The sequence below is a fragment of the Microbacterium sp. LMI1x-1-1.1 genome (assembly GCF_040676205.1).
Lineage (GTDB): Bacteria > Actinomycetota > Actinomycetes > Actinomycetales > Microbacteriaceae > Microbacterium > Microbacterium aquilitoris.
Window position 1 is genome coordinate 1,117,953 of record NZ_JBEGHM010000001.1, and the last position, 14,779, is coordinate 1,132,731.

At 70.7% G+C, this 14,779-nt stretch carries 19 protein-coding genes; 9 read left to right on the top strand and 10 right to left on the bottom strand.

Features of this window, described 5'->3' with window-relative positions; translation table 11 throughout:
- Window positions 1-21 precede the first annotated feature (21 nt).
- A complete protein-coding gene (gene aztD / locus MRBLMI1x_RS05425; protein ID WP_363456936.1) occupies window positions 22-1,194 on the top strand; it encodes a zinc metallochaperone AztD in 1,173 nt (390 codons plus the stop codon).
- 85 nt (window positions 1,195-1,279) lie between these two features.
- Here aztD and MRBLMI1x_RS05430 read toward each other — a convergent pair whose 3' ends face one another.
- From MRBLMI1x_RS05430 to MRBLMI1x_RS05440, 3 genes are read right to left on the bottom strand one after another with little or no spacing between them, the layout of a single operon-like run.
- Window positions 1,280-2,137 (bottom strand): hypothetical protein, encoded by an 858-nt coding sequence (locus tag MRBLMI1x_RS05430; protein WP_363456940.1) that lies wholly within the window; start codon window positions 2,135-2,137, stop codon window positions 1,280-1,282.
- Window positions 2,134-2,826, bottom strand: coding sequence for a response regulator (locus tag MRBLMI1x_RS05435; RefSeq protein ID WP_018186810.1), 693 nt, complete (start codon window positions 2,824-2,826; stop codon window positions 2,134-2,136). The genes MRBLMI1x_RS05430 and MRBLMI1x_RS05435 overlap by 4 nt, the downstream gene beginning before the upstream one ends.
- The gene (locus tag MRBLMI1x_RS05440) at window positions 2,814-4,085 is read right to left on the bottom strand and encodes a sensor histidine kinase (protein WP_363456944.1); all 1,272 of its coding nucleotides are present in this window, start codon (window positions 4,083-4,085) and stop codon (window positions 2,814-2,816) included. The genes MRBLMI1x_RS05435 and MRBLMI1x_RS05440 overlap by 13 nt, the downstream gene beginning before the upstream one ends.
- Window positions 4,086-4,187: 102 nt before the next feature.
- On the opposite strand from MRBLMI1x_RS05440, the gene MRBLMI1x_RS05445 reads away from it, so the two are divergent.
- A complete protein-coding gene (locus MRBLMI1x_RS05445) occupies window positions 4,188-5,018 on the top strand; it encodes an aldo/keto reductase (protein WP_020098019.1) in 831 nt (276 codons plus the stop codon).
- A gap of 2 nt (window positions 5,019-5,020) precedes the next feature.
- A complete protein-coding gene (locus MRBLMI1x_RS05450) occupies window positions 5,021-5,170 on the top strand; it encodes a hypothetical protein (RefSeq protein WP_018186813.1) in 150 nt (49 codons plus the stop codon).
- Between the two features lie 3 nt (window positions 5,171-5,173).
- On the opposite strand, the gene MRBLMI1x_RS05455 is transcribed toward MRBLMI1x_RS05450, so the two are convergent.
- Together MRBLMI1x_RS05455 and MRBLMI1x_RS05460 are read right to left on the bottom strand one after the other, a co-directional pair.
- Window positions 5,174-5,968: an aspartyl protease family protein gene (locus MRBLMI1x_RS05455; protein WP_363456949.1), complete on the bottom strand. Its 795-nt coding sequence runs from the start codon at window positions 5,966-5,968 to the stop codon at window positions 5,174-5,176.
- A gap of 4 nt (window positions 5,969-5,972) precedes the next feature.
- Window positions 5,973-6,554, bottom strand: coding sequence for a TetR/AcrR family transcriptional regulator (locus MRBLMI1x_RS05460; RefSeq protein WP_363456952.1), 582 nt, complete (start codon window positions 6,552-6,554; stop codon window positions 5,973-5,975).
- 81 nt (window positions 6,555-6,635) lie between these two features.
- On the opposite strand from MRBLMI1x_RS05460, the gene MRBLMI1x_RS05465 reads away from it, so the two are divergent.
- Window positions 6,636-7,760: a zinc-binding alcohol dehydrogenase family protein gene (locus MRBLMI1x_RS05465; RefSeq protein ID WP_363456955.1), complete on the top strand. Its 1,125-nt coding sequence runs from the start codon at window positions 6,636-6,638 to the stop codon at window positions 7,758-7,760.
- Window positions 7,761-7,782: 22 nt separating this feature from the next.
- Here the strand turns inward: MRBLMI1x_RS05465 and MRBLMI1x_RS05470 are convergent, their stop codons facing one another.
- Both MRBLMI1x_RS05470 and MRBLMI1x_RS05475 read right to left on the bottom strand, forming a co-directional pair.
- Window positions 7,783-8,619 (bottom strand): GNAT family N-acetyltransferase, encoded by an 837-nt coding sequence (locus MRBLMI1x_RS05470; protein ID WP_116228161.1) that lies wholly within the window; start codon window positions 8,617-8,619, stop codon window positions 7,783-7,785.
- A gap of 25 nt (window positions 8,620-8,644) precedes the next feature.
- Window positions 8,645-8,857: a hypothetical protein gene (locus tag MRBLMI1x_RS05475; RefSeq protein ID WP_018186818.1), complete on the bottom strand. Its 213-nt coding sequence runs from the start codon at window positions 8,855-8,857 to the stop codon at window positions 8,645-8,647.
- 68 nt (window positions 8,858-8,925) lie between these two features.
- Between MRBLMI1x_RS05475 and MRBLMI1x_RS05480 the strand changes: the two genes are divergently transcribed.
- A complete protein-coding gene (locus MRBLMI1x_RS05480; RefSeq protein ID WP_363456960.1) occupies window positions 8,926-9,747 on the top strand; it encodes an alpha/beta fold hydrolase in 822 nt (273 codons plus the stop codon).
- Between the two features lie 3 nt (window positions 9,748-9,750).
- Here MRBLMI1x_RS05480 and MRBLMI1x_RS05485 read toward each other — a convergent pair whose 3' ends face one another.
- Together MRBLMI1x_RS05485 and MRBLMI1x_RS05490 are read right to left on the bottom strand one after the other, a co-directional pair.
- On the bottom strand, window positions 9,751-10,686 hold the full coding sequence (locus MRBLMI1x_RS05485; protein WP_363457827.1) for a DNA-3-methyladenine glycosylase family protein: 936 nt from the start codon (window positions 10,684-10,686) through the stop codon (window positions 9,751-9,753).
- A gap of 61 nt (window positions 10,687-10,747) precedes the next feature.
- On the bottom strand, window positions 10,748-11,464 hold the full coding sequence (locus tag MRBLMI1x_RS05490; protein ID WP_363456963.1) for a winged helix-turn-helix domain-containing protein: 717 nt from the start codon (window positions 11,462-11,464) through the stop codon (window positions 10,748-10,750).
- Window positions 11,465-11,886: 422 nt separating this feature from the next.
- Between MRBLMI1x_RS05490 and MRBLMI1x_RS05495 the strand changes: the two genes are divergently transcribed.
- A complete protein-coding gene (locus MRBLMI1x_RS05495; RefSeq protein WP_018186822.1) occupies window positions 11,887-12,186 on the top strand; it encodes a GNAT family N-acetyltransferase in 300 nt (99 codons plus the stop codon).
- Here the strand turns inward: MRBLMI1x_RS05495 and MRBLMI1x_RS05500 are convergent.
- Window positions 12,183-12,515 carry a hypothetical protein gene (locus MRBLMI1x_RS05500; RefSeq protein WP_363456967.1) on the bottom strand — a complete coding sequence of 111 codons (333 nt, stop codon included), beginning with the start codon at window positions 12,513-12,515 and terminating at the stop codon, window positions 12,183-12,185. The two genes, MRBLMI1x_RS05495 and MRBLMI1x_RS05500, sit on opposite strands and share 4 nt — an antisense overlap.
- A gap of 120 nt (window positions 12,516-12,635) precedes the next feature.
- Here MRBLMI1x_RS05500 and MRBLMI1x_RS05505 point away from each other — a divergent pair, with 120 nt between their 5' ends.
- The 3 genes from MRBLMI1x_RS05505 to MRBLMI1x_RS05515 are packed head-to-tail and all read left to right on the top strand — an operon-like array spanning window position 12,636 to window position 14,777.
- On the top strand, window positions 12,636-12,893 hold the full coding sequence (locus tag MRBLMI1x_RS05505) for a hypothetical protein (protein ID WP_116228164.1): 258 nt from the start codon (window positions 12,636-12,638) through the stop codon (window positions 12,891-12,893).
- A 42-nt stretch (window positions 12,894-12,935) separates the two neighbouring features.
- Window positions 12,936-13,253: a DUF2277 domain-containing protein gene (locus MRBLMI1x_RS05510; RefSeq protein WP_116228165.1), complete on the top strand. Its 318-nt coding sequence runs from the start codon at window positions 12,936-12,938 to the stop codon at window positions 13,251-13,253.
- 42 nt (window positions 13,254-13,295) lie between these two features.
- A complete protein-coding gene (locus MRBLMI1x_RS05515; RefSeq protein ID WP_363456971.1) occupies window positions 13,296-14,777 on the top strand; it encodes an MFS transporter in 1,482 nt (493 codons plus the stop codon).
- Window positions 14,778-14,779: the final 2 nt, after the last annotated feature.

Below are 14,779 nucleotides of genomic sequence, written 5' to 3' on the forward strand. Positions count from 1 at the left end.
CATTCCCTGGAAAGGAAACCCATGAAGAAGACCCTGCAGTTCGGTGCCCTCGCCGGCGCCGCTGCCCTGCTCCTCGCGGGCTGCGCGTCCGCAGCGCAGCCCGCATCCGACCCCGCCGACAGCGCGGCCGTACCCGACGGCCCCCGTGTCGCCGTCGGGTACGAGGGGGGCGTGCTCGTCCTCGGTGGCGACGACTACGCGAATCTCGGCGAGTTCGGCTCCGAGGACTTCATCCGCCTCAACGCCGCCGGCGACGGCCGACACGTGATGGTGACCACGTCGAAGGGCTTCCAGCTGCTCGACGCGCAGCAGCCAGAGCTCACCGACCTCGTCGTGCCCGCCGCCACCGCGGGGCACGTCGTCTCGCACGCAGGCAAGACGGTGTTGTACGACGACGCGACCAGCGACACGACGATCTTCGACTCGGCAGAGCTGGCGAAGACGGGCGATGCCCTCCCGAAGGCCGACGTCATCGCCGGCGTCACCGCGCACCACGGCGTCTCGGTCGAGCTCGAGGACGGCACCCTGCTGACGACCGTCGGCGACGAGTCAGGGCGCACCGGCATCCGCGTCCTCGACAAGGACCGCAACGAGATCGCGTCGAACGACGAGTGCCCCGGCGTGCACGGTGAAGGAACCGCGAAGGACGAAGCGGTGGTCTTCGGCTGCGAGAACGGCGCCCTCGTCGTGAAGGACGGCACCATCACGAAGCTCACGTCTCCTGACGAGTACGGCCGCATGGGCAACGCCTACGTGTCCGAGAACAGCCCGCTCGTGGTCATGGACTACAAGGACGACCCGGATGCCGAGGGCTACCTCCTCCGCAACCTCGCCCTGATCGACACCGAGGCGAACACGCTCGAGAAGGTCGCGCTGCCCGACGGTGTCGAGTACACCTACCGCGGCGTCGGCCGCGGCCCGGACGCCGAAGCGGTCCTGATCGGGACCGACGGCAAGCTGCACTCGATCGACCCGGCCACGGGTGAGATCATCTCGTCGCTGTCCGTCGTCGACCCGTGGGAGGGCCCGGCCGAGTGGCAGGACCCGCACCCGTCCGTCAAGGTCGCAGGGTCGTTCGCCTACGTGACCGATCCCGCCGACAGCGAGATCATCGTCGTCGACCTGGCCGCCGACAAGATCGCGAAGACCCTGGCGCTCGACCACGTCCCGAACGAGATCGCCGTCGTCGGCTGACCCCTGACACACCGCGAGCCGTCGCGGATGGTCGTTTCCCCGGTTCGGGGGCGACCATCTGCGACGGCTCGTCGTACGTAAGGGGCTAGACGCCGGGGCGGAGGGTGACCGTACCGGCCGAGACGGTGGCGTCGATGGTGCGCGTGGCGCTCGTCGAGGTCTGCAGTCGGTTGTCGAACGTGCCGACGGAGACGTCAGACGTCACGCGGTACGCCTCGTCAGGGAGGGTCGCCACGAGGGTCCCCGCGCTGACATCCACACGGACGTCGTCGAGGTCCTCGCCGCGGAGGTCGGCAGTGATCTGACCCGCGCCGATGGTGAGATTCGCGCGCTGTACCCCGTCGACAGCGACGTCGGCATCACCGGCGCTGACATCGACCCGGACGTCGTCCGCGGTGCCGGTCACCGTCGCGTCGCCCGCACCGACCGACACGTCGAGGAGCCCGTAGGTGCCGTCTGCCGTGACCGATCCCGCCGCGACGTTGACGTCGGCATCCAGCTTCTGGTCCGCCATCTCCTCGGGGAGCGTCAGCGTCGCGCGATTCTCGGTCGCGTCGAAGCCCACCTGCAGCATCCACCACGGGCGCGAGTTGGAGAGCGACAGCGTCTCCCCGCGTCGCTCGAGCGTCCAGTCCCGGTTCCCGTCGACGGTGAGGGTCGCCTCGTCGACGTCCGCGTAGTCGACGACGACGTGACCGGCGGAGACGTCCAAGGACAGGCCCGTCACACCCGCGACATCGGCCGACTGATCGCCGGCGCCGCGATTCGTGCTCGCGTAGGCGATCGAGCCGATGCCCGAGACGAGCGTCCCGAGCAGCAGTACGCCGCCGAGCGACATCGCGATGATCGAGACGATCTGCGCCGACGCGCGCCGCGGCTGCTGCGGTGGCTGCGGGGCAGGCGTCGTGGGAGCGGTGGGCGGGGGAGTGAGGTCGATGCTCATCGGTTCGTTCCGTTCTGATCGGGATGCCCAGCGGCGGGCGATGTGCCGTGTTCGAGGTGGACGAGAGCCGCGAGCACCCGTCGGTTGCCGTGCTCATCCTGTTCGAGGCCGAGCTTCTGGAAGAGCGAGGTGATGTACTTCTCGACGCTCGCCTCCGAGACGAAGAGCGCCGTGGCGATGGCCGCGTTGCTCTTTCCCTCGGCGATGAGCGCGAGGACGGAGCGTTCCCGGTCGGTGAGGCGCGACATCCGCTCGTCCCGCGCTCGGCGGGTCAGCAGCTGGGCGACGACCTCGGGGTCGAGGACCGTGGCCCCGGCGGCGATCCGGTCGATCGAGTCGAGGAAGTCCTTGACGTCGGCCACGCGGTCCTTCAGCAGGTACCCGAGGGCGGCGTTCTGCCCGGTGATGAGGTCGCTCGCGTAGCGCTCCTCGACATACTGGCTGAGCACCAGCACGGGGAGGGTGGGATGCTGCGCCCGCAGCGTCAGCGCGGCCCGGATGCCCTCATCGGTGAACGTCGGCGGCAGCCGGACGTCGAGGATGCAGAGCTCCGGCGCCGACGCGGTCACCGTCTCGACGATGTCGCCGGCGTGGGGGAGGGCGGCGACCACGGTGTGGCCGGCGTCCTCGAGCACGCGGACCAGGCCTTCGCGCAGCAGCGTCGAGTCCTCGCAGATCAGGATGCGCACGGGACCGTCACCTCCAGAGCCGTCGGTCCACCGATCGGGCTGTCGAGCGTCGCGGTGCCGCCGGCGGCGAGCACCCGGTTCATGATCCCGTCGATACCGCCGCCGGGCAGCACGCGTGCGCCGCCGATGCCGTTGTCCTCGACGCGCGCCCAGATGAGGCGTCCGGCCTGGGCGTCGTCGCGGCTGCGGACCACGACGCGCACCTCGGTGGCGCGGGCGTGCTTGGCGGCGTTGGTGAGCGATTCGGCGATGACGAAGTACACCGCCGCCTCCGAGGTCGCGCTGCAGCGTTCGTCGAGACGGACGTCGAGGGCGACGGGGACGTGAGACCGTGCCGCGAGGGCCGAGAGGGCGGCATCCAGTCCCCGGTCGTCGAGGACCGAGGCGTGGATGCCGCGGGCCAGCTGGCGGAGCTCGGTGATGGCCGCCTTCGTCGAGGTGTGCGCCTCATCGATCAGCGCCTTCGCCGCGACCGGGTCGGAGTCGATCTTCTGCTGCGCGAGCCCCAAGGTCATCCCGACCGAAACCAGCCGCGGCTGGACGCCGTCGTGCAGGTCGCGTTCGATGCGGGTGCGCTCGACCTCGCTGGCCCGCACCGCGCCGGCCCGCTGCGCTCCGGCGGTCCGCGCCTGCTCGGCGAGGACGGCCTCGCGCGAGGGGACGAGGATCGACCGGGTCAGGAGGTCGTCGAGGAGCGATACCCCGAACAGGATGCCGAGGCTGACCAGGACTGCGAGGATGCCGCCCGCGACGGCCCAGCCGTCGGTGACGAGGATGCCGAGGACCGGCAGTCGGCCGCCCGCGGCGCCACCGAGAGGCGAGACGGCGAGCCCCACTCCGGTGACCACTGCCGACGTGGCGCCGATGACGACCCAGCCGAGCACGGCGGCGATCGCGAAGCTGCCGATGCCGCGCCACATCGCCCCGTCGGTGAACTGGAGCCACAGCGTGCGGAGGAAGCCTCGGAAGCCCGGCTGACCGCTCGCGCGGATCGCCAGCGGCGGGATGCCGTGGCCGTACAGGCCTTCGGCTCGTTCATGCTCGAGCCAGGCCGCGGCCCACGCGACGTAGAGCGCAGCGATGATCAGGACGAGGCCGATACCCAGGACGAGCGCCAAGCCGATACCGGTGCCGAAAAGGGTGGCGGCGGTGGTGAGGATGCCGATGCCCACCAGGGCGATGGCGGCGAGCTGCGCGAGCGCGCCCAGGCGCCGCAGCGGCCGGAGCCGCCGGGGAGGCGCGGAGGTGTCGGAAGTCATGTCCCCACGCTAGGGGCGACCCCGAGACCGCCACATCGGGGCGGACCCGAGACCTCCTTTCGGGTTATCCCCCAAAGGGCGGATCCGGCGTACGGTGGCGGAATGGTCAGCATCCCCACGGTCTCCCTCAACGACGGCACCGCGTTCCCGCAGCTCGGTCTCGGCACCTACAACCTCCGCGGCGAGGACGGCACGCAGTCGATCGTCACCGCGATCGAGGGTGGCTACCGGTTGCTCGATTCGGCCGTCAACTACGAGAACGAGCGCGAGGTCGGCGAGGCCGTGCGGCGCAGCGGCATCCGGGACGACCTCATCGTCACGACGAAGGTCCCCGGTCGCGATCACGGCTACGACGAGACCCGCCGCAGCGCCGAGGGATCGCTCGAGCGCCTCGGGCTCGAGCGCATCGACCTGTACCTCATCCACTGGCCCAACCCGAGCGTCGACAAGTACGTCGACACCTACCGCGCGATGGTCGATCTGCAGAAGGAGGGGCGCGTCGGATCGGTCGGCGTCTCCAACTTCACCGAGCCGATGCTCGCCCGGATCATCGAGGCGACCGGCGTCGTGCCGACGGTCAACCAGGTCGAGCTGCACCCGTACTTCCCGCAGGCGCACCTGCGGGCGTTCCACGCCTCGCAGGGCATCCGCACCGAGAGCTGGAGCCCGCTCGCCCGGCGCTCGGAGCTGTTGAGCGAGCAGGTTGTCATCGACACCGCGGCCGCGCACGATGTCACGCCGACGCAGGTCGTCCTCCGCTGGCACGTTCAGCTCGGCAGCACGCCCATTCCGAAGTCCGCCGACCCCGCCCGCCAGGCCGAGAACGCCGACGTGTTCGAGTTCTCGCTGACGGACGACGAGATCGCCGCGATCTCGGCCCTCGAGCGCGGCCGGTTGTGGGACGGCGACCCCGACACCCACGAGGAGATGTGAGCATGGGTGGACTCGTCGGCTGGCATCTGCTGATCCTCCTCGGAGTCGTCGCGATGATCGCGTTGATCGTCTGGGGGATCTACTGGATCGTGCGGCTCGCCGCGCGCCACGGAAGTGAGGATGCCGCCGACCGTCGGTCACGCGTGGGCTAGGGTTCAGGCGAGATATCCCCACCAGCCGTCGCGCAGGTCGACGGCCCAGTCCGCGTGGCGGAGCACCGGCATCCCCAGGATGAGCTCGAACGGCGGATCGCCGGGCCGGACGAGTCCGGCGATGTCGGCGACGGCGGCGATCGATGGAGCGAACCGACGACCTCCGATCGTCACCTCGGGGAGCAAGACGAGGGGAAGCTCGTTCGCGGCACCCGAGGCATCCGTCCCCTCCGCCTCGCCCGCAGGACGGAAGTGTTCCGGATGCCGCGCCACCACACCCCGGTCGATGACGCTCACGCTCGCACCCGAGTCCCAGATGGCGGGCCACGCGCCGCCCGCCCAGGCGACGTCGACGTAGGGATGCCCGCGCGAGGACTGCACCAGATCGCGCCGCTCGTCCACGGGCGACTCGGCGTCGAGTTCGAGCAGCGCGGCGTCGAAGCGGAAGTCCAGCCGGTGGCGACGCAGCACATCGAGCCCGAGCAGCGACGGCGCCGCGGGATTCGGTTCGAGGTCGAACACCGGCCGCTCGACCACGAGGTCGCCGATGCGCAGCTCACGCGCGGTGACGCGCTCTGTCGACCCGGCCCGGGAGAAGACCCCGCCGCCGCCCGGGTCCTGCGGTGTCAGCCGCTCGAGCCCGGCCGTGAGCGGACCGTCGACGAGGCCGCTGCGCGCGCCGCCGGTGTCGACGATGAGGCTGTGGATCGTGCCGTCGATCTCGGCCACCACCCGCACCGCGATCGCGTCGGGCAGGTCCGGATCGGCATCCAGGTCGAGCGGGATGACGGTGCTCACGGCATCACCCTCGTGAGCTCTCGAAAGACTGCAGCAGCATCCGCATCCGGTGGAGCACCTCGTCGACATGATCCGTCAGGGGAGCGCCTGCCTGCTCGGATGCCCATGCCTCCAGAGCGGCCTGCAGGGCTTCGACCGTGATCCCGGCGATCGCCGCCGCCGTCGCCTCGTCCTCGCCGCGGCGGCGGAAGCCCTCCCTGATGGCGTCCCGCAGATCCGCCTGCTTGCGCAGGTCCCGCTCGCGCAGCGCCGGCTCGGATGCGATCACCTGGCGGGCGAAGCGCATCTCGGCACGCCGGGGCTCGAAGCGCTCGCGCGCCAGCATCCGGAGACCGTCGATCACGACCTGCATCGGCTGCGCGTCCCGCGGCGCCTCGGCGATCATGCGGGTCGCGAGCTGCGGGATCTCGTCGTCGTCGAAGAAGACCTCGCGCTTGTCGCTGAAGTGGCGGAAGAACGTGCGGCGCGTCACGCCGGCCCGGTCGACGATGTCGGGCACGGTGGTCGCCGCGTAGCCGCGCTCCTCGAAGAGCGAGAGCGCCGCCGCTCGCAGTCGTTCCCGGGTGTCCGGTGCCCATCTGGCCATCCGGACAGCATAGTGACGACACCCTGTGTCATGCGAGGTACAGTGATGACACCACGTGACATCACGACCGGAGGAACCGACATGCCCCGACACCACGACGCCGCCGTCCTCGCCGCGCCCCGCGCGCGTCTTTCCGTCGAGCGGATGCCGACGCCCGACCCGGCGGCACGCGAGGTCCTCGTGCGCGTCCACGCCGTCGCGGTCAATCCGGTCGACTGGGTCATCCAGGGCACGGGTTCGGTCACCTACCGGTGGCTGCCGACGCCGGCGGTACTCGGCTCCGACGTCGCCGGCGACGTGGTCGCTATCGGCTCCGAGGTCACGCGGTTCCGCGTCGGTGATCGTGTCTTCGGGCTCGCCACGGGAACGGATCGCGGTCGCGATTCCCGGCGCGAGGGCGCGTTCCAGCAGTACACGACGCTCCTGGAACACCTCACGGCCCCCATCCCGGACGGCATCTCGGACGTGGAGGCCTCCGTCCTTCCCCTCGGCGTCTCCACCGCCGCGTGCGCGCTGTTCCAGCCGCGCCATCTCGGACTGGCGATCCACGACCCCGCCGACGCCCGTCCCCGCGACCGCGGGGTCGTCGTCGTGTGGGGCGGGTCGACGAGCGTCGGCATGAACGCGATCCAGCTCGCCCGCGCGGCCGGATACGACGTGGTCAGCACGGCGTCGCCGCGCAACGCCGACCTCGTCAGGTCGCTCGGTGCCGACGTCGTCGTCGACCACGGTTCCCCCCGCGCCGTCGACGATCTCGTGGCGGGGATCGGCGGGCGCCCCGTCGTCGGTGCCGTGGCCCTCGGCGAGACATCGACCGCCGGATGCCTCGAGGTGCTGCGCCGGACGGGCGGTTTGGTTCTCGCGATGGCGAGCATGCCCGTCTCGCTCGCTGAGCTCGCCGGGCGCCGCCGGCTCTTCCCCGCGATGCTGCCCACGTTCGCACGCCTGGGGCTGAGGACGCTTCTGCTGAACGCTCGCGCGCGTCGGGCTGGCATCCGAGCCGCCTTCATCTGGGGGACGAGCCTGCGCGACGACGAGATCGGGCGCCGGCTGTGGGGGCGACTGCTGCCGCAGTGGCTGGCGGACGGCACCGTCCGTCCGCTGCCCGAGCCGGTCGTGGCCGGCGACGGGGTGGGTGCGATACAGGAGGCGCTGGATCGTCAGCGCGCGGGGGTCTCTGCGCGGAAGATCGTCGTGACCCTCTGAACCGGAGCGGATCGCCCGGCGATCACACCGGGATCTCGACGAGGCGGAACCAGCGGCCGGTTGGCTGCAACCGGGCGAGAACGGGAAGGAAGTGCGGATCGCTGACGTGACCGTCGAACTCCACGTCCGCGATCCCACGCTCCGCCAGCACGTCGAGCGAGCGGCGGACGCAGGCCTCGACGAGGTGCTCGCCGTCGGGGGCCGCGGCATCCGTCGTCTCCGCCGTCAGCAGCGGGGTCTCGCCGTCGAGGTAGACGAGGGCGAGCGCGAGGACCCGACCGGTCGCATCCCTCACGACGGAGGATGCCTCGGTGTCGATCTCGTCCCACAGGTCCTCGTTGAGCGCATCGGCGAAGGCGGGTCCGACCGGGCTCCACGACGCATGCGTCCACTCGTAGATCCGGGCGTTCGCCGCCTCGATCACCGTCCGGTCGACCGCGTCGACGGCGATCACAGCCGGATCGGCGCGCAGGGCGGCCCGCGCCGTGGTCGTCGACTCCGCAGGCGGCACGACCTGGATCGTCCGTGCGCCGAGCGCGTCGGCGAAGGCGAGCGCGGGGTCGTCCACGTATGCGCGTGTCATGAGGGGGAGGGGCGCGGCGCGAAGGCCTGTGAGGTGCCGGACGGCGGCGGTCCCGATCCCGCGACGGCGGTGTGCGGGGTGCACCACGACGTCCACCCAATAGCGGTCGCCGTGCACGCGGCTCGTCCACATGATCCCGACGGCGACGATCTCGTCGGTCTCCAGGGCCACGGCCCGGGTGTGCTCGCCGCGCCAGAGATCCGGTCGGAGCTCATGCCCCGCCGTCCACGCGGGAGCGGAGGTCAGGTCTGACTCGCGCAGCGGTCGGAACTCCACGGGAGGATCCTTCCGGGCGGCGGGGTCAGAGCTGGGCGCCGTCGTCGTCACGGTCGTAGATTCCCTGGTTCCGCCCGCGGCGCGACTCGTAGGCGATGAGCCACCCGATCGAGATCGCCGCCGCCAGGACGAGCCCGACCCACACGTTCTGCCAAATGAGTCCGAACAGAATGCCGCCGGCGAACAGCAGAACCGTCCCGAGGATCCAGAATCCGCGTCCTCGCTGTCGCTGCACCATGCGGCCAGCCTACGGTTCCCGTCGCCCGGCGCTCGCGCTTCGGACCGTGGGGCGTTACCGTGACGCGCATGAGGCTCATTCGTCCGGAGCTGGCCGACCATATCGTCCACGCCAGCGTCGAGCAGCCCGGGGTGGAGCGCCCGGTACTCCTGTGGCATCACGGCTCTCCGCAGACCGGTGCCGTCCTACCGCCCGTGGCCGCGATGGCGGATGCCGCAGGCTTCGACGTCGTCTCCATCGCCCGCCCGGCGTACGGGGGAGCGCCCCGCCTGCCCGGGCGAAGCGTCCGTGAGGCGGCCGCACGGGTCGCCGACGTGTTGGACATCCTCGACCTTCGGGACGTCGTGTCGGTGGGAGCCTCCGGGGGCGGCCCCCATGCCCTCGGCGTCGCTGCACTCTCACCCGAGCGCGTCGCCGGCGTCGTCACCCTCGCGTCGATCGCCCCGTTCCGTCCCGGCGACGCGTCGTGGTTCTCGGGCATGGCCGATCCGTCCGGTCTTCGATCCGCCACCGCGGGGATCGCGTCGCGCACGGCTCACCTCGAGGTCGAGGAGTTCGATCCGACCAGCTTCGTCGAGGCGGACTACCGCGCGCTCGAAGAGACATGGGCGTCGCTGGGCGAGGACGTCGCGGCATCCGCGCGGTGGGGGTCGGACGGATTGGTCGACGACGACGTCGCCTTCACCCATCCCTGGGGGTTCGCGCTCGCCGACGTCGTCGCGCCGGTCGTGGTCGTGCAGGGCGAGCTCGATCGCGTCATCCCGCCATCGCATGCGACGGTGATCGCCGGCGGCATCCCTCACGCGACGCTGCTGCGGATCCCCGACGTCGGGCACATCGCGGTCCTCGACCATCTGCCCGCCGCACTCGCTGCGCTCCAGCGGATCTGACGGTCAGCGGTCCCGATGGTCCTCCGGGGCGAGGCGAGGACCGCGCCGCGGCTCGACGACGCCGCTCGCGCCGATGAGGCGGATGACACGCTGCCGCTGTCCCTTCCACGGCTCGAGGAGTTCCCGCATCCCGTCGTCGTCGACGCGTGAACCGGTCAGCGCGTAGCCCACCTGATGGGCGACGTGGTAGTCGCCGAAGCTGACCGCGTCGGGGTCGCCGAAGGCGCGGATGCGCGTCTCCGCGCTCGTCCACACGCCCACGCCCGGCAGGCTCGTGAAGACCCGGTCGCGGTCGTCCCCGGTCACCGCTGCGACCGCGGCGCGCTCGATCGAGGCGCGGCGGCGTGCGGCATCGACGATCGTGCGCGACTGCGGCGGTTCGAGCCCGGCGCGGTGCCACGACCAGCTCGGGATCATCCGCCAGTCCGCCGGGGGCGCATACATCGGCCGAGGCGTCGGGCCGGGCGCGGCGTCGCCGTAGTGGGTCAGGATCCGGCGCCACGCACCGAAGGCCTGCAGCCCCGTGACCTTCTGCTCGAAGACGCTGCTGACGAGCGCATCGAAGACGAGGTCGGTCGCCCCGATCCGCAGGTCGGGCCGCCGGTGGTGGGTCGCCGCGATGAGCGGATGCCGAGACGCATCGAAGTCGCCGGGGTCGTCGTCCGCGCCGCACAGCCGCGGCAGCTGGTCGAGTGTCCACGCGGCACCCGGTCCCCAGGCGGCCGCCCGGACCGTTCGCAGACCCGGGCGGATCGCGATCGTCGCGAGCCCCTCGGGAGTACGGGTCGCCCGCCAGATGACGCCGTCCGCCGTGGTCTGCGACGGGTCGTGCGCTCCGCGCTGCTGATACCGGATCGCGCCCGCCACGTCGGTGGGAACGGTCGGGCGGTACTCCGCCTCGAGCGGCTTCAGGTGCGAGGACGGCGACGGATGCGGCATTCGTTCACGCAGTCCCGACCTCATGCCGACACCCTACGTCCGGGCGCCGACAGCGGCCTGATCAGAAGCGGTCGGGCGAGGGGGTGCCGTGGCCGTAGCGGATCACGACGTCGGCGTGCCGGTCGAAGCGGTAGCCGATGCCGCGCACCGTGCGGACGATGTCCTCGTAGCGGCCGAGCTTGGAGCGCAGGCGGCGGACGTGGACGTCGATCGTGCGCTCGCCGGGAGCGTCGTCGCCGTCGGTGTGGCTCCACAGCGATGAGACGAGCTCGGTGCGCTCGATGGTGCGGCCCTCGCGCAGCACGAGGTACTGCAGCAGCTCGAACTCCTTGAAGGTGAGCGACGCGGTCTCGCCGTCGATGTGCACGCGGCGACGGGAGATGTCGATCGTCACGCCACCGGGCACGTGCTCGTCGAGGGGCTCTTCGGGCTTGGTGCGGGCGACGGCGGCGGGCTCGTGCAGGGCGAGTCGCACGACGTCGACGTCGCGGCCACCGGCGCCGACCGGGGCGAGGGCGACCGTCGCGTGGGTCTCGGCAGACGGGGCGAGCTCGGCGATCGTCCGGCGGAGCGCATCGACGATGACCGAGAGGCTGACGCCGTCAGCGGCGGCCTTCAGCTCGTCGAGACCGACGTAGAGGGCGAACCCGCGGGGGGCGGTGCCGGCCGGGAGTCCCTTAGGAACGGGGCGCTCCGTCGCAGGCGGGGTGGCGATGTCCTCGACGGCGCGGAGGTGACGGGGAGCGGCGGGGGCGGAGAGGAGAGCGGAGGTCGACATGGCGATGTCCTTCGAAGGGGGAACCCGGAGCGGGACGCGGGTTCGAGAGTGTTGCGCGGGTGGCCTCTCATAGGCCGATGTGCGAGAAACCGGCATCCGCGTTGTGGGCGGCAAAGCTGGAGTCTCGGGGGTCGGACTCGCCGTGTTCAGAAACGGCGGCGCGACCCGGCGGGGATCACCGTGTCAGCGACACATTCGGCAACACATGACAGCACGCTGCGGCATCATGATGCCGGCAGTTCCGTTCGCCTCCCGGGCGGACAGAGTGCGTGCGAAGTCAGTCATGTGGCCGATTATGACGAACCGCGTCGGGATGTGTCAAACCGCCCGCCCCCGAGGAGCGCCGCATGACGGAATGTGACAGATTGCTCAATCCGTCGGAGATCGTGTGTGGCACCCGGCGATCGGCGTAGCGTGAGCGCATGAGCGAGCTGATCTTCACCGACGAGAAGGATGCCGCGCGGTACAGCCTGCACCGCGGTAAGGATCTCGTCAGCATCCTCGATTACAACGACGACGGCACGACGATCGCGTTGACCCGTGCGTACACGATCCCCACTTTCCGTGGGTCCGGGTACGCGGGAGAGTTGGTGCGGCGGGTGGTCTCGGACCTCGAACGCCGTGGTGATCGGCGCGTCATCCCCGTCTGCTGGTACGTCGCCGACTGGTTCGACGCGAACCCGGGTCACGAGTCCCTCCTGAAGGAGCGGCGGACGGCCTAGGCCTCACCGGGCTTCGGATCGCGGATCCGCCAGCCCAGGTTCTCGAGTGCTCCCATGAGCCTGTCGGCGGCGGCCCGGGCGACTGCTGTCGACTCGTCGGAGCAGACGTCGATGGCGAGCGGTGGCGGGTCGGCGAACTTGGGGATCTGGACTTCCGCCCACGCGCCGGGGGAGAGGCTCACGCGCGGATAGGCGGTACGCGCATGCTCGACGACACCGTCGCACGCGAACGCGATCGTCTCCAGAGCGTCGGGCTTCGTGATCGGCAGGTCGACGACGAGGGTCACCACGAACGGCCCGCCCGCCGTGTCCCGACCGTGTCCCGACATCCCGTTCCCTCCGCCCCGTCCTCTTCGTTCGTAGTCGCGACCCGGCGACCGGGTCAAGCCCATCGACCGCCCGACGCATCCGGGCGAGCATGGCTAAACGACCACGACGAGGAGACGGCCATGGACAACGACGCAACCGACCGGACGAGCGAAGCGGCCGCCGCCGGTGGATGGGCGGAGGAGGACACCGCCGTCGTCGCCTCCGGTGCCGTCACGAATGAGCAGAAGGAAGCGGCCGACGAGGCCGATCGAGGCCGGGGCGAAGGTGCCCCGATGCCGGAGCCCGCATCCGACCAGTTCGTCGAGAGCGCCGAGATCCAGCAGGGCCTCGACCCCGACGTGCTGACGGATGAGCAGGCGGATCGTCGCGCCGAGTAAGCCCCCTGGTGGACGCGGACTCGCGGGCGTACCGTGACGGCCATGTGCCGCAACATCGTTCCGCTCCACAATTTCGAGCCGGCGGCGACGGATGCCGAGTGCCGCGACGCCGCGCTGCAGTTCGTCCGCAAGATCAGCGGGATGAACAAACCGTCGCAGGCGAACACCGAGGCGTTCGACCGCGCCGTCGACGAGATCGCCGCGGCGACGCGACGGCTCCTGGACGACCTCGTGTCGACGGTCCCTCCGAAGGATCGCGATGAAGAGGCGGAGAAGCGCCGTGCCCGCTCCGCGGACCGCTACGAGGCCCTCCGGGAGTTCCAGGACCGGAAGAAGGCGGAGCGCGTCGCCGCATCCTGACATCGCCCTCGTCCGCCGGGCTGCCGGTAACGTGGGACGGTCATGACATCGCCTGTAACAGCCAGCATCCCCCTGTCCTCCTCGCAGCGCTGGCGGGCGTTCTGGGTCTGCGTGTCGGTGGCCGCGTTCACGATCCTCGACCTCAGCAAGGTCAACGTCGGGCTCCCCGCCATCGAGACCTCCCTCGGTGCGACCTCGACCCAGCTGCAGCTCGTCGTCTCGGGGTACATCCTCACCTTCGGCCTCGCACTCGTCCCGTTCGGCCGCCTCGGAGACCAGCGGTCGCGCAAGGCCCTCTTCATCATCGGCCTCAGCCTCTTCACCCTCACGAGCGCCGCGTGCGCACTCGCGCCGAGCATCGAGGTGCTCATGGCGGCCCGACTCGTGCAGGGCATCGCGGCCGGCATCCAGATGCCGCAGGTCATGGGCACGATCCAGCAGCTGTTCACGGGCAAGGAACGCGGCCGTGCATTCGGCCTCTTCGGTGCGACGATCGGCATCGCGACCGCGTTCGGACCCACCCTCGGCGGACTGATGATCGCGATCGGCGGAGAGACCGACGGGTGGCGCGGCATCTTCTGGTTCAACGTGCCCCTCTGCCTGCTCGTGCTCGCCGGCGTCATCTGGCTGCTGCCGCAGACGCGCACCGCGAGCGGAAAGCGCCTGCAGCTCGATCCGGTCGGCATCGTCCTCTTCGCGTTCACGGTCATCTCGTTGATGTGGCCGTTCCTGTTCACGACCGGCTCGCCCGATGACGACCCCAACCGCTGGTGGCTCCTGACGGCCTTCGTCCTGTTCGCGACGCTGTTCTTCTGGTGGGAGCGGCGGTACGCTGCATCCGGCCGTCAGCCCCTCATCCCGTTCCGGATGTTCCGCATCCCCTCGTATCGAAACGGCACGTTCGTGGTGGTCGCCTACTTCACCGCGATCCCGCCGATGTTCCTGCTGGGGACGCTGTTCCTGCAGATCGGTGTGGGCCTCGAGCCGGTCTTCGCGGGCATGGTCTCGATCGGCTTCGCGGTCGCGAGCGCCTTCTCGTCGTATTACGGCGGACTGCTCGTCAACCGGTTCGGTCGCCAGCTGGTGACCATCGGGCTGCTGACCGTCCTCGTCAGCGTCGTGGCGCTCACGATCGTGGCGTACACGATGCCGCCCGAGACCGTCGCCTACGGCATGGCCGCCGCGCTCCTGGTCGCGGGCGCGGGAGGTGGCCTCGTGGTCTCGCCGAACCAGACCCTCACCCTGTCCGAGATCCCGGTCCGCGAAGGCGGACTCGCGGGATCCGTCGGCCAGCTCGGCCAGCGCGTGGGCACCGCCGTCGGCACCGCCATCGGACTGTCCCTGTTCTACGCGACGATCTACCGCGAATCGGATGCCGGCCTCGAATCCCTCGCCGTCTTCCACGACGCGTACGCCTACGGGATGGCGGCGGTCGGGCTCTTCCTGGCGATCGCGACCCTCATCTCGGTCGTCGATCTGATCAACCTGCGTCGTCGAGGAGCGATGTCTCCCGCCTCCGAGTGACG

Bases quoted from the DNA above. Each gene is read 5' to 3' on its own strand.
- MRBLMI1x_RS05495 (WP_018186822.1), top strand. From the start codon at position 11,887: ATGAGCGAGCTGATCTTCACCGACGAGAAGGATGCCGCGCGGTACAGC.
- MRBLMI1x_RS05485 (WP_363457827.1), bottom strand. From the start codon at position 10,686: ATGCCGCATCCGTCGCCGTCCTCGCACCTGAAGCCGCTCGAGGCGGAG.
- MRBLMI1x_RS05465 (WP_363456955.1), top strand. From the start codon at position 6,636: ATGCCCCGACACCACGACGCCGCCGTCCTCGCCGCGCCCCGCGCGCGT.
- MRBLMI1x_RS05475 (WP_018186818.1), bottom strand. From the start codon at position 8,857: ATGGTGCAGCGACAGCGAGGACGCGGATTCTGGATCCTCGGGACGGTT.
- MRBLMI1x_RS05505 (WP_116228164.1), top strand. From the start codon at position 12,636: ATGGACAACGACGCAACCGACCGGACGAGCGAAGCGGCCGCCGCCGGT.
- MRBLMI1x_RS05510 (WP_116228165.1), top strand. From the start codon at position 12,936: ATGTGCCGCAACATCGTTCCGCTCCACAATTTCGAGCCGGCGGCGACG.
- MRBLMI1x_RS05445 (WP_020098019.1), top strand. From the start codon at position 4,188: ATGGTCAGCATCCCCACGGTCTCCCTCAACGACGGCACCGCGTTCCCG.
- MRBLMI1x_RS05480 (WP_363456960.1), top strand. From the start codon at position 8,926: ATGAGGCTCATTCGTCCGGAGCTGGCCGACCATATCGTCCACGCCAGC.
- MRBLMI1x_RS05460 (WP_363456952.1), bottom strand. From the start codon at position 6,554: ATGGCCAGATGGGCACCGGACACCCGGGAACGACTGCGAGCGGCGGCG.
- MRBLMI1x_RS05430 (WP_363456940.1), bottom strand. From the start codon at position 2,137: ATGAGCATCGACCTCACTCCCCCGCCCACCGCTCCCACGACGCCTGCC.
- MRBLMI1x_RS05450 (WP_018186813.1), top strand. From the start codon at position 5,021: ATGGGTGGACTCGTCGGCTGGCATCTGCTGATCCTCCTCGGAGTCGTC.
- MRBLMI1x_RS05500 (WP_363456967.1), bottom strand. From the start codon at position 12,515: ATGTCGGGACACGGTCGGGACACGGCGGGCGGGCCGTTCGTGGTGACC.
- MRBLMI1x_RS05515 (WP_363456971.1), top strand. From the start codon at position 13,296: ATGACATCGCCTGTAACAGCCAGCATCCCCCTGTCCTCCTCGCAGCGC.
- MRBLMI1x_RS05490 (WP_363456963.1), bottom strand. From the start codon at position 11,464: ATGTCGACCTCCGCTCTCCTCTCCGCCCCCGCCGCTCCCCGTCACCTC.
- aztD (WP_363456936.1), top strand. From the start codon at position 22: ATGAAGAAGACCCTGCAGTTCGGTGCCCTCGCCGGCGCCGCTGCCCTG.
- MRBLMI1x_RS05440 (WP_363456944.1), bottom strand. From the start codon at position 4,085: ATGACTTCCGACACCTCCGCGCCTCCCCGGCGGCTCCGGCCGCTGCGG.